This is a genomic window from Pseudomonas weihenstephanensis (genome assembly GCF_001043055.1).
In the GTDB taxonomy this organism is placed as follows: Bacteria; Pseudomonadota; Gammaproteobacteria; order Pseudomonadales; family Pseudomonadaceae; genus Aquipseudomonas; species Aquipseudomonas weihenstephanensis.
Map to the genome: position 1 here is coordinate 152,388 of NZ_JYLF01000004.1, position 11,819 is coordinate 164,206.

Below are 11,819 nucleotides of genomic sequence, written 5' to 3' on the forward strand. Positions count from 1 at the left end.
TTTAGCGAGGCACGACGGGCTTGCGGGCCGGACGTTGGCTTTTACCACCCTTGGCGGCTTCATGACGCTCTTTGGCCGCCTGCTTGTTACGCGCAAAGGCCGCCGCTTTGGCTTGCTCGCGCTTGTCCCACGGGTTGCCGCCATCACTGGCGCGCGGCGGCAGGCCGGTGTGCTGAGTGAGGATCTTGGTCGTCTTTTCCCCGGAGACTTTGTGGCTGCCAGCAGGGGTCGAGTTTTTACGACGGGCACTTTGGTAGCTATCCGTCGCAGGTTGATGCAACGGAATCAACTGGTCTTTGCCCGAACCGATCAAGTCGGCGCGGCCCATACGCGTTAGCGCTTCGCGCAGCATCGGCCAGCCTTTGGGATCGTGGTAGCGCAAGAACGCTTTATGCAAACGGCGCTGTTCTTCGCTCTTGACGATGGTGACCGAGTCGCTCTTGTACGTGACCTTGCGCAACGGGTTCTTGCCCGAGTGGTACATCGCCGTGGCCGTGGCCATTGGCGAGGGGTAGAACGCTTGCACCTGGTCAGCCCGGAAACCGTTGCCCTTGAGCCACAGCGCCAGGTTCATCATGTCTTCGTCTTTGGTGCCGGGGTGAGCGGCGATGAAGTACGGGATCAGGTACTGCTCTTTGCCCGCTTCCTTGGTGTACTTCTCGAACATGCGCTTGAACTTGTCATAGCTGCCAATGCCCGGCTTCATCATTTGGTTGAGCGGACCTTCCTCGGTGTGTTCCGGGGCGATCTTGAGGTAACCACCAACGTGGTGCGTCACCAGCTCTTTGACGTATTCCGGCGACTCGACCGCGAGGTCGTAACGCAGGCCGGAAGCGATCAGGATCTTCTTCACGCCCGGCAACGCACGGGCGCTGCGATACAGCTGAATCAGCGACGAGTGATCGGTGTTCAGGTTCGGGCAAATGCCGGGGAACACGCACGATGGCTTGCGGCACGCGGATTCGATTTCCGGCGTTTTGCAGGCGATGCGGTACATGTTCGCAGTCGGGCCGCCGAGGTCGGAAATGACGCCGGTGAAACCTGGCACCTTGTCGCGGATCTCTTCAATCTCGCGAATGATCGACTCTTCAGAACGGTTCTGAATGATGCGGCCTTCGTGCTCAGTGATGGAGCAGAAGGTGCAGCCGCCGAAGCAGCCACGCATGATGTTCACCGAGAAGCGAATCATGTCGTAGGCGGGGATTTTTTCCTTGCCGTACGCAGGATGCGGGACACGTGCGTACGGCATGCCGAACACGTAGTCCATTTCTTCGGTGGTCATCGGGATCGGCGGCGGGTTGAACCACACGTCGACTTCGCCATGCTTCTGCACCAGCGCACGGGCGTTGCCGGGGTTGGTTTCGAGGTGAAGCACGCGGTTGGCGTGGGCATACAGAACAGAGTCGCCACGCACTTTTTCAACCGACGGCAGACGGATGACCGTCTTGTCGCGGGTCATGCGCGGGCTGGCCAGAATTTGTACAACCTGTGCTTCGTTCGGGTCTTCAACCGGGCCTTTTTCTTGCTCGATGGCGCAGGCTTGAGTGTCCTGGGTGTTCACGTACGGGTTGATGATCTTGTCGATCTTGCCCGGACGGTCGATACGCGTGGAGTCGACTTCGTACCAGTCTTTTGGCGTATCACGACGAATGAACGCAGTACCGCGCACATCGGTGATGTCTTCGATTTTATGGCCGTAGGACAAGCGCTGAGCCACTTCAACAATCGCGCGCTCGGCGTTGCCGTACAACAAGATGTCGGCGCAGGCGTCGATCAGGATCGAGTTACGCACGCGGTCTTGCCAGTAGTCGTAATGTGCGATGCGGCGCAGAGAAGCCTCAATGCCACCCAATACAATCGGCACATGCTTGTAGGCTTCTTTACAACGCTGGCTGTAAACCAGGCTGGCGCGATCCGGGCGTTTGCCTGCCATGCCACCGGGGGTGTAGGCGTCATCGGAACGGATCTTTTTGTCAGCCGTGTAGCGGTTGATCATCGAGTCCATGTTGCCGGCGGCGACGCCGAAAAACAGGTTCGGCTCACCCAGCTTCATGAAGTCGTCTTTGGACTGCCAGTTCGGCTGCGCAATGATGCCGACACGAAAGCCCTGAGACTCCAGCAAGCGGCCAATGATGGCCATGCCAAACGAAGGGTGGTCGACATAGGCATCACCGGTGACGATGATGATGTCGCATGAATCCCAGCCAAGCTGATCCATCTCCTCCCTGCTCATCGGCAGGAATGGCGCTGGCCCGAAACATTCGGCCCAGTACTTCGGATAGTCAAATAGAGGCTTGGCTGCTTGCATGTCGATGACCGGTGTTGAGTGCATAAAGAGGGGCGCGACATTTACTGAGAAATTCGCGGGCGCGGAATATAGCACAAAAAATGATCAATTCCGACTAAAGCGCTTGGCTTTATCGACGACGTGCATCCCGACCTTATACAAGGCAGAAGTCAAAACCTTAAAGGCAGGTGATCCAGAAATGAAATGGAGTGGCGCGGCCACGGAAGTGCGTGCCAGGCGGCGGCCTCCCACTCAGGCGCCAAGGGTGTAAACGGCAACCCGCGCGACGCTGCGTTGAAAAGCGCCTGCACACCCCAGTCCCATCGCTGCACGCCTGTGACCGAATACATGATCAGTGCGACATGGGCATGGGTGATTTTCACCTGCTGCTGCGACCTAAAACCCGGCGTGTTGTGCATTTTGCGCAAGGTTAACAAGCACAGACCCAGGGTCCACAGAATGAATCGACGTATCCCCTTCTGCTCTACCGGAATCAGCAGGGCGTATTGGAGGGCCAGATGCAAATGCGCGTGAGCCGTGCCGATCAGCACAGACAGCGCGCGGGCATGATTGGGGGCTGCATGCCCCGGATCGAGCGCGTGTAAATGCACGCCATACGCCCTGAAAAGTTCACGAGGCAGCCAGCAAATGCCGCGCTCACGGTCCTCCCATTGATCCTTGAGGATATTGGTCAACTGCAGGGCCGCACCGAACGAAATCGACAGGCGATGCAACGTGGCTCTGCGCGCCTCAAGAGACGGGACGGCCTCGATAAAAAACTCGGTCAACATTTCGCCCACAACCCCCGAGACGCAATAGCACAGGCGGTCAAGATCATGGCACGTTGCCAACCCCTGAAGCCCCAAACCTTGCCGAAACTCGGACATGCCTCGCGTCATGACCGCCAGGCAATTGAGCAGGGCTGCACGCTGCACAGGCGTCAGCAGGCTGTGAACCTGCATCACCCACGGCAAGTGCTGCATTAACTCGCGCTCGGCGTCTTGGGTTTGCCCCGTCAGCAATGCGCACACTTGATCGCTGAAGCGCCGGGCATCCGCTCGCCCAGCCACAACCTCAAGAAATGCGTCCTCATAAACCCGAATTTGCTGCGCAGTCAGCGCAGGCTCATCTTCTATGGTGTCGGCCAGACGAAGCAGTAAATAGGCATGCGTGACCACCGTTGCCAGCTCGGCGGGCAACTGCGGGATAGTCAACGCAAAGGTGCGTGAAACCCGCGACAGGATCCGGGCCTGATAACCCAGCGGGTCGGGATGAGGCGTGGCGACATCTTGTAGGTCACGCAGGTCTCTTGGGACGTCACGCACTGGCTTGATCCCCTGTCGCTCGTTACGCGGGATGGGTTAAGCATGCACAAGCAAACGCCGCTCGACCGGGCACCTTCGCGACGGTGAGCATCGATGCGCAATATTTGCGCACCAAGCAGCACGACAAAACTGTCAATTGTGACAGTGCCGATGAGCGGTTGAGGTCAAGGCGAGGGAGGACGCAGGAAGAGGTGATGAGCAGCGCGGGCAGCAGGCTTTACCCACATGCCCAACGCCTGCGCCACTACCGATTAGTCATCGTCGAAGTTGTAACTGCCCGGCGCAAGGTTTTCGAAGCGCGTGTACTTGCCGATAAACGCCAGCCGCGTGGTGCCAATCGGCCCGTTACGCTGCTTGCCGATGATGATTTCGGCAATGCCTTTGTGCTCGGTCTCGGGGTGGTACACCTCGTCGCGGTACACGAACATGATGACGTCGGCATCCTGCTCGATGGCGCCGGACTCACGCAAGTCGGAGTTGATCGGGCGCTTGTTGGGGCGCTGCTCCAGGGAGCGGTTGAGCTGTGACAACGCCACAACCGGGCAGTTGAATTCTTTGGCCAACGCCTTGAGCGATCGCGAAATCTCGGAAATTTCATTGGTTCGGTTATCACCGCCCGAACCCGGAATCTGCATCAATTGCAGGTAGTCGATCATGATCAGGCCGATGTCGCCATGTTCACGCACCAGGCGGCGGGTACGCGCACGCATTTCCGAGGGACTGATGCCCGCCGTGTCATCAATAAACAGCTTGCGGTCGTTGAGCAGATTGACCGCCGAGGTCAGGCGCGGCCAATCATCGTCCTCAAGACGACCCGCACGGACCTTGGTCTGGTCAATACGCCCCAGGGACGACAGCATACGCATGATCAGCGATTCACCTGGCATCTCAAGCGAGTAAACCAGTACCGCTTTTTCGCTGCGTAATACGGCGTTTTCGACCAGGTTCATCGCAAAAGTGGTTTTACCCATCGACGGACGGCCCGCCACGATGATCAAGTCCGACGGCTGCAAGCCACTGGTCATGCCATCAAGATCGGTGTAACCGGTGGACAAGCCGGTAATGGCGTTGTCGGTGTTGAACAAGGTGTCGATACGGTCGATGGCCTTGGTCAACAGATCGTTGACACTGACCGGGCCGCCGGTTTTTGGCCGGGCCTCGGCAATGGCAAAGATCTGGCGCTCGGCCTCATCGAGGATTTCTTCGGCGCTGCGGCCTTCAGGGTTGAAAGCGCTGTCGGCGATCTCGGTACTGATGCCGATCAACTGCCGCAAGGTCGCCCGCTGGCGGACGATCTGCGCGTAGGCTTTGATGTTGGCGACCGATGGCGTGTTTTTTGCCAGCTCGCCCAAGTAACCCAGCCCACCGACTTGCGAGGTCTGACCTTCCTTGTCCAATTGCTCGGCAAGGGTCACGACGTCGATCGGCGAGTTCTGGTCCGCCAGTTTGGCGATGGCCCGAAAGATCAGGCGGTGGTCATGTCGATAAAAGTCACCGTCCGACACCTGATCCAGCACGCGTTCCCAGGCGTTGTTGTCCAGCATCAAACCACCGAGCACGGCCTGTTCGGCCTCGATGGAATGCGGTGGCACCTTCAAGGATGCGGTTTGCAGGTCGTATTGCTCAGGAGCGGAGATATCGTTCATGGCCACGTGTAATTTGGGGGGTGAAAATCAACGTCTGTAGAAAGACAAAGGGCACGACCTGTAAACAGGATCGTGCCCGATGTTAACCGTCTGACACACAAGGTGCCAGTCAGTTAAGACTGCTTAAGCAGCTACCACAACAACGCGTACGGTTGCTTCAACTTCGGCGTGCAGGTGCACAGCCACGTCGAATTCGCCAACGTTGCGGATAGTGCCGTTCGGCAGACGAACTTCGCTTTTTGCAACTTCAACGCCAGAGGCGGTCAGTGCATCAGCGATGTCGTGAGTGCCGATCGAACCGAACAGCTTGCCTTCGTCACCGGCAGTGGCAGTGATAGTCACTTCCAGCTCAGCCAGTTGGGCAGCGCGTGTTTCAGCCGAAGCTTTCTTGTCTGCTGCTGCTTGTTCCAGCTCAGCACGACGCTCTTCAAACGCAGCCAGGTTGGCAGCGGTTGCAGCGGTAGCTTTGCCGTATGGCAGCAGGTAGTTACGACCGTAACCGGCCTTAACATTTACTTTGTCGCCCAGGTTGCCCAGGTTCGCGACTTTTTCCAGAAGGATCAGTTGCATGTGAAAATCCTCTTAACTTTTAACCTTCACCGTTCGCAGAGTCTTTATCGACGTCTTTCGGCGCCAAACGTCCGCGAAAATCAATCAGGCTGTCGACAATGGCCAAAACCACGAGCAACGGATAGATCAGCTGCATGAACAGCAACAGCGTGACGTACAACCCCACCAGCCAAAACTTGCCCAGTCGCTTTTGCGCCACCAGCCCATGAATCAGGGCCAGCCCGGCGAAGAACAACGCTACGCTGCACAACGGCGTAAGCATGGCCATTTGCGGACCGAAGTTCGGTCCGACAAGCATGCACGCCAGCAACAGTAACGCTGGACCCAGCGGTAGGCGGATGCTGCGAAATTCGCTGGCAAAACCGCCCGGGTTATACAACAACGCTTGCCAATAACGCCCAAGCATCAGGCTCAGCACGCTGACGACCTGCATCAAAGCTGCAATCAAACCGGTCAGGACGGGTGCAATCAGTGCTCCAAGGCGCGCTCGCTCTACGTCAGATAACGTGTCGTAGAGACCATTGAGGACCTGCGGCAGAAGTTTTTCCAACTCCTGCGCCATCGCACCAATGGGTTCGCGGAAAACCGTGCCCAGGATAACGCCATACACACCACCCAATGCCACGCTGACCAGCAGCACGCGATGCCAGGGCTGACCGGCGCGCAAAAACAACGCCAGCCCCAGAGTTCCCAACAACACCATCAAGGTGCGAGGTTCTCCGATAAACCACCAGACCAAGGCCGGCAGTAACGCCCATGAGAGGATGCTCAAGGCATCTCTCGGACCGCGCCGCAGGAGCACAAGGCTTCCCGCAGCAGCACTCAACCAGAACAAAAACGGCAATGCCGCACATCCGGCCACGACTAGCGTGGCCTGCACACGGCCTCGCATGATGAACTCAGCTAAGGCGCGCATGCTTTCAATCCTTTACTACGTGTCGACTGCCCGGTCTCAGCGGCCGTGGCTGTCGGTGTAGGCCAGCAGGGCCAGGAAGCGGGCGCGCTTGATAGCGGTGGCCAGCTGACGCTGATAACGAGCTTTAGTACCGGTGATGCGGCTTGGAACAATTTTGCCGGTCTCGGATACGTAAGCTTTCAGAGTGTTGAGATCTTTGTAATCGATCTCTTTCACTTCTTCTGCTGTGAAGCGGCAGAATTTACGACGACGGAAGAAACGTGCCATGTAATTGGCTCCTCAAAAGGTCCGTGGATTACTCGTCAGCGTTATCGCTGGCGTCGCTGTTATCGCTGTCATCGCCATCGGCGCTGTCAGAATGCTCAGGACGGTCACGACGCTCACGGCGCTCACTGCGGTTCTCTTCAGCCTTGAGCATCTCGGACTGGCCAGTTACGGCTTCGTCGCGACGGATGACCAGGTTACGGATCACAGCATCGTTGTAACGGAAGTTGTCTTCCAGCTCAGCCAAAGCCTTGCCAGTGCACTCAACGTTCAGCATCACGTAGTGAGCCTTGTGAACATTGTTGATTGCGTAGGCCAGTTGACGACGGCCCCAATCTTCCAGACGGTGGATTTTGCCGCCGTCTTCTTCGATCAGCTTGGTGTAACGCTCTACCATGCCGCCGACTTGTTCGCTTTGATCCGGGTGGACCAAAAAGATGATTTCGTAATGACGCATGAATGCTCCTTACGGGTTGTAGCCTGCCGCTAACTAAAAAGCGGTCAGACAAGGAGTGAATGACACTTGTGTGTCTTGCCTAGAGAGGCACATATGCGCCCGCCATGACGGCAAGGGGCGCAATTGTAGAGAAGGCACAAGAGAGGCGCAAGGCAATTGGTGATTATTTGAACAATCTTGCCTTGCCAATACCCGTAGCCCCTGCCGAAGGCTGCGATAAGGCCGAAGGTCTTCGGCCCAGACCCTCAAGCCGAGCGCTTCGCACTCGGTCGCAGCCTTCGGCAGCGGCTACAGGTTTTGCTTATTTCTTTTTCGCTGAAGCCTTGGCTTTGACGCTGCGCTGACGCAGGGCTTCGAACAGGCAAACGCCCGTCGCTACCGAAACGTTCAGGCTGCTGACACTGCCAGCCATCGGCAGGCGCACCAGGTAGTCGCAATGCTCGCGGGTCAGGCGACGCATGCCTTTGCCTTCTGCACCCATGATTAGGATGGTCGGGCCGGTCATGTCTTGCTCATACAGCTCTTGCTCGGCCTCGCCCGCTGTACCAACGATCCACAACCCGCGCTGCTGAAGCTTTTTCAGTGTGGCCGCGAGGTTAGTGACAGCCACCAAAGGGATAACTTCAGCCGCGCCGCATGCCACTTTTCGCACAGTCGGGGTCAATGTCGCGGATTTGTCTTTCGGCACGATGACCGCCAGCGCACCGGCAGCATCTGCCGTACGCAAGCAAGCACCCAGGTTGTGCGGGTCGGTCACGCCGTCCAGCACCAAAATCAGCGGCGCACCTTCGGTACGGTCGAGCAATTCGTTGAGCATCGCCTCGCCCCACACCTGGCTGGGGCTTACGTCCGCCACAACACCTTGGTGCACGCCTTCAACCCAAACGTCCATTTCCCGACGTTCGGCGTTGCCCACTGGCACCCGGCTCTCATCGGCCAGCGTAATCAGGGTCTGTACGCGAGGGTCGCTACGACCCTCGGCCAGCCACACCTGCTTGACGCGCTTGGGGTGATGACGAAGCAACGCTTCTACAGCGTGAATGCCGTAGATTTTTTCCAACTGACTCATGACTTAGCCTTAGGTTTGCGCGACCCGCCGCTTTTGGCGGCAGGCGCTGCGCCCGATTTTGGCGGGCCTTTACGATGTTTGCTCGGCTTGGAAGGCTTGCCCGCGTCTTTAGCGGGTGCTGCCCTCCCCGACTTTCCCGGCGCCGATGTCCGACCGCCGCTTTTCGATTCGGCCAGCAACGCCTGTTTCAATTCACGACTCTTGCGCAGCTCGGCATTTTTGGCCGCTGCATCGCCAGGGCGATAGGCATCATCGGTATTTTTGCTGGTTTTGGCGGGCGCCCGACGAGGCGCCTTTGCCGATTCAGCAGGCTTGTCTGTGTCGTAGCCACTCGGCTTGCCAGCAGGCTTGCCGGTTTTGGCAGCCGGCTTTTCAGTGCCACGGTTTTTACGACCGATTGGCGCACTGAGGGTTTTCTCAGCCATTTCGAAGTCGATTTTGCGCTCGTCAAGATCAACGCGCATCACCCGCACTTCGACGGTATCGCCCAAGCGGAAGCTGCGACCGGTGCGCTCGCCCGCCAAGCGGTGATGCACAGGGTCGAAGTGGTAGTAATCGCCCGGCAAGGCCGTGACATGCACCAGACCTTCGACGTAGATGTCGGTCAATTCCACAAACAGACCAAAACCTGTCACGGCGGTGACCACACCCGGGAACGACTCGCCGACGCGGTCCTTCATGAACTCGCACTTAAGCCAGTTGGTCACGTCACGCGTGGCTTCGTCGGCACGGCGCTCACTCATCGAGCACTGTTCGCCAAGCTGCTCAAGTGCCGCTTCGTCGTACGGATAGATGCGTGCTTTCGGGATGGTCATCGCGCCAGCACGACGTACGTGCGGGGTGTCCATCTTGGAATGGATCACACTGCGAATCGCACGGTGCGTGAGCAAGTCCGGGTAGCGACGGATGGGCGAAGTGAAGTGGGTATAGGCTTCGTAATTCAGGCCGAAGTGGCCCTGGTTGTCCGCGCTATAGACCGCCTGACTCAACGAACGCAGCATCACGGTCTGGATCAGGTGGAAGTCCGGACGATCCTTGATGCTGGCCAACAACGCTTGATAATCCTTCGGCGAAGGACCGTCCTTGCCTTTGTGCAGGGTCAAGCCCAGCTCACCCAGGAAGGCACGCAGTTTTTCCAGACGCTCTGGCGGCGGACCATCATGCACGCGGTACAGCGCAGGGATTTCGTGCTTTTTGAGGAATTCAGCCGTGGCCACGTTGGCCGCCAGCATGCACTCTTCGATCAGCTTGTGGGCATCGTTACGCGTGGTTGGGCGAATCTCAGCAATTTTGCGATCTGCCCCGAAGATGATGCGGGTTTCCTGCGTTTCAAAATCGATCGCACCACGGGTATGGCGAGCCGCCAGCAACACCTTGTACAACGAATAAAGCTGCTTGAGGTGCGGCACAACATCACCGTACTCCGCGCGCAATTGTTTGGCTTCGTTGGTTTTGGCGTGCTCAAGCATCGTGCTGACCTTGTTGTAGGTCAGACGTGCCTGCGAATGGATCACTGCTTCGTAGAACTGGTAGTCGGTCATTTCGCCGGTTTTGGAGATGGTCATCTCGCACACCATCGCCAAACGGTCGACTTTCGGGTTCAGGGAACACAGGCCGTTGGACAGCTCTTCCGGCAACATCGGAATCACGCGCTCAGGGAAGTACACCGAGTTGCCACGTACCTGCGCTTCAGCATCCAGCGCCGAACCGATTTTCACGTAGCTGGAAACGTCGGCAATGGCCACGTACAGCTTCCAGCCACCCGAGAACAGGCGAAGCTTGCCCGGCTTGGCTTCACAGAACACCGCGTCATCGAAGTCGCGTGCATCTTCGCCGTCAATGGTGACGAACGGCAGATGACGCAGGTCGATGCGCTTCTCTTTGTCTTTGTCTTCAACTTCAGGCTTGAGACGACGCGCTTCTTTAACCACACCTTCTGGCCAAACGTGCGGAATGTCGTACGTGCGCAGGGCAATGTCGATTTCCATTCCCGGAGCCATGTAGTTGCCTACAACCTCAAGCACATCACCTTGCGGCTGGAAGCGCGGCGTCGGCCAGTGAGTAATCTTCACTTCAACGAACTGACCAACCTTGGCGCCCGCATTGCGGCCGGGTGTCACCAACACTTCTTGCTGAATTTTCGGGTTATCGGCCACCACAAAACCAATGCCGCCTTCTTCGAAGTAACGGCCGACGATGGTTTCGTGAGCGCGTGATACCACTTCGACAATCACGCCTTCACGGCGACCACGGCGGTCCAGCCCCGAAACACGGGCCAGCGCACGGTCACCATCAAACACCAGGCGCATCTGCGACGGGCTCATGAACAGGTCGTCACTGCCGTCATCCGGGATCAGAAAGCCGAAGCCGTCACGGTGACCACTGATGCGGCCGAGAATCAGGTCGAGCTTATCCACCGGCGCATAAGTGCCACGGCGGGTGTAAATCAATTGTGCATCGCGCTCCATCGCTCGCAAGCGACGGCGCAGGGCTTCGATCTGGTCTTCCGTGGTAAGACCAAACTCTTCTACCAACTGCTCGCGAGCGGCTGGCGAGCCACGCTCGGCCAGATGCTGAAGGATCAGCTCGCGGCTAGGGATAGGGTTTTCGTATTTTTCCGCTTCACGTGCGGCCTCGGGATCGAGGGTCTGCCAATCGGCCATTAGATAGTTTTCACCTTGTCTATATGCGGGTTAGTTTGGCATACGCGTATTGAAACGGGAAATTTCGGACTCACTCAGAGCCTTAATAGTCCTTTCTGACGCGCTTTGCCGCTGTTGTCCCACCGTTCGCGAAAAATTTTGGATATTTTTATTCACAACGCTTTACAGGTCAAAGGGTCATCCGTATAGTGCGCGCCATCGACAACGGCAACGTTGAAGATGCTGCCCAGATGGTGAAATTGGTAGACACGCCAGCTTCAGGTGCTGGTGATCGCAAGGTCGTGGAAGTTCGAGTCTTCTTCTGGGCACCAATTTAGAGATGCAGATTAGTACAATCTTCAGCCTCACACAAAAACCCGCGAAAGCGGGTTTTTGCATTCTAAGCCCCTGATTTAATAAAACTAAAACTGGGGGTTTACAGATTTAAAAGCGCTCCGTATAGTGCGCCACATCAACAGCGGCAACGTTGCTGATACTGCCCAGATGGTGAAATTGGTAGACACGCCAGCTTCAGGTGCTGGTGACCGCAAGGTCGTGGAAGTTCGAGTCTTCTTCTGGGCACCAATTCAGGTTTACAGCTTCACGCTGTGAACCACTCAAAAAGCCCGCGAAAGCGGGCTTT

At 57.5% G+C, this 11,819-nt stretch carries 9 protein-coding genes and 2 tRNA genes; 2 read left to right on the top strand and 9 right to left on the bottom strand.

Features of this window, described 5'->3' with window-relative positions; translation table 11 throughout:
- Position 1 precedes the first annotated feature (1 nt).
- From TU86_RS11440 to rnr, 9 genes are all read right to left on the bottom strand, one after another.
- Positions 2 to 2,308, bottom strand: coding sequence for a YgiQ family radical SAM protein (locus TU86_RS11440; protein WP_048364431.1), 2,307 nt, complete (start codon positions 2,306 to 2,308; stop codon positions 2 to 4).
- Between the two features lie 149 nt (positions 2,309 to 2,457).
- Positions 2,458 to 3,612, bottom strand: coding sequence for a phytoene/squalene synthase family protein (locus TU86_RS11445; protein ID WP_239658781.1), 1,155 nt, complete (start codon positions 3,610 to 3,612; stop codon positions 2,458 to 2,460).
- A 251-nt stretch (positions 3,613 to 3,863) separates the two neighbouring features.
- The gene (dnaB, locus tag TU86_RS11450; protein WP_048364432.1) at positions 3,864 to 5,258 is read right to left on the bottom strand and encodes a replicative DNA helicase; all 1,395 of its coding nucleotides are present in this window, start codon (positions 5,256 to 5,258) and stop codon (positions 3,864 to 3,866) included.
- Positions 5,259 to 5,381: 123 nt separating this feature from the next.
- Entirely contained in the window at positions 5,382 to 5,828 is a 447-nt protein-coding gene (gene rplI / locus TU86_RS11455) for a 50S ribosomal protein L9 (RefSeq protein ID WP_003439047.1), read from the bottom strand.
- 19 nt (positions 5,829 to 5,847) lie between these two features.
- Entirely contained in the window at positions 5,848 to 6,744 is an 897-nt protein-coding gene (locus tag TU86_RS11460; RefSeq protein ID WP_048364433.1) for a YybS family protein, read from the bottom strand.
- A gap of 36 nt (positions 6,745 to 6,780) precedes the next feature.
- Complete coding sequence (gene rpsR, locus TU86_RS11465) at positions 6,781 to 7,011, bottom strand: 30S ribosomal protein S18 (protein WP_003171373.1); 231 nt, start codon at positions 7,009 to 7,011, stop codon at positions 6,781 to 6,783.
- Between the two features lie 28 nt (positions 7,012 to 7,039).
- Positions 7,040 to 7,465, bottom strand: coding sequence for a 30S ribosomal protein S6 (gene rpsF, locus TU86_RS11470; protein ID WP_003439045.1), 426 nt, complete (start codon positions 7,463 to 7,465; stop codon positions 7,040 to 7,042).
- Between the two features lie 301 nt (positions 7,466 to 7,766).
- Positions 7,767 to 8,534, bottom strand: coding sequence for a 23S rRNA (guanosine(2251)-2'-O)-methyltransferase RlmB (gene rlmB / locus TU86_RS11475; RefSeq protein ID WP_048364434.1), 768 nt, complete (start codon positions 8,532 to 8,534; stop codon positions 7,767 to 7,769).
- Positions 8,531 to 11,197, bottom strand: coding sequence for a ribonuclease R (gene rnr, locus TU86_RS11480; RefSeq protein ID WP_048364435.1), 2,667 nt, complete (start codon positions 11,195 to 11,197; stop codon positions 8,531 to 8,533). The genes rlmB and rnr overlap by 4 nt, the downstream gene beginning before the upstream one ends.
- Before the next feature lie 224 nt (positions 11,198 to 11,421).
- Here rnr and TU86_RS11485 point away from each other — a divergent pair.
- Both TU86_RS11485 and TU86_RS11490 read left to right on the top strand, forming a co-directional pair.
- Positions 11,422 to 11,508: transfer RNA gene (locus TU86_RS11485), tRNA-Leu, on the top strand.
- Positions 11,509 to 11,674: 166 nt separating this feature from the next.
- Positions 11,675 to 11,761, top strand: a tRNA-Leu gene (locus TU86_RS11490).
- Positions 11,762 to 11,819: the final 58 nt, after the last annotated feature.

What these genes read in the sequence shown, in the direction of transcription:
- TU86_RS11440 (WP_048364431.1), bottom strand. Translation starts at nt 2,308, where the DNA reads ATGCAAGCAGCCAAGCCTCTATTTGACTATCCGAAGTACTGGGCCGAA.
- dnaB (WP_048364432.1), bottom strand. Translation starts at nt 5,258, where the DNA reads ATGAACGATATCTCCGCTCCTGAGCAATACGACCTGCAAACCGCATCC.
- rplI (WP_003439047.1), bottom strand. Translation starts at nt 5,828, where the DNA reads ATGCAACTGATCCTTCTGGAAAAAGTCGCGAACCTGGGCAACCTGGGC.
- TU86_RS11460 (WP_048364433.1), bottom strand. Translation starts at nt 6,744, where the DNA reads ATGCGCGCCTTAGCTGAGTTCATCATGCGAGGCCGTGTGCAGGCCACG.
- rpsR (WP_003171373.1), bottom strand. Translation starts at nt 7,011, where the DNA reads ATGGCACGTTTCTTCCGTCGTCGTAAATTCTGCCGCTTCACAGCAGAA.
- rpsF (WP_003439045.1), bottom strand. Translation starts at nt 7,465, where the DNA reads ATGCGTCATTACGAAATCATCTTTTTGGTCCACCCGGATCAAAGCGAA.
- rlmB (WP_048364434.1), bottom strand. Translation starts at nt 8,534, where the DNA reads ATGAGTCAGTTGGAAAAAATCTACGGCATTCACGCTGTAGAAGCGTTG.
- rnr (WP_048364435.1), bottom strand. Translation starts at nt 11,197, where the DNA reads ATGGCCGATTGGCAGACCCTCGATCCCGAGGCCGCACGTGAAGCGGAA.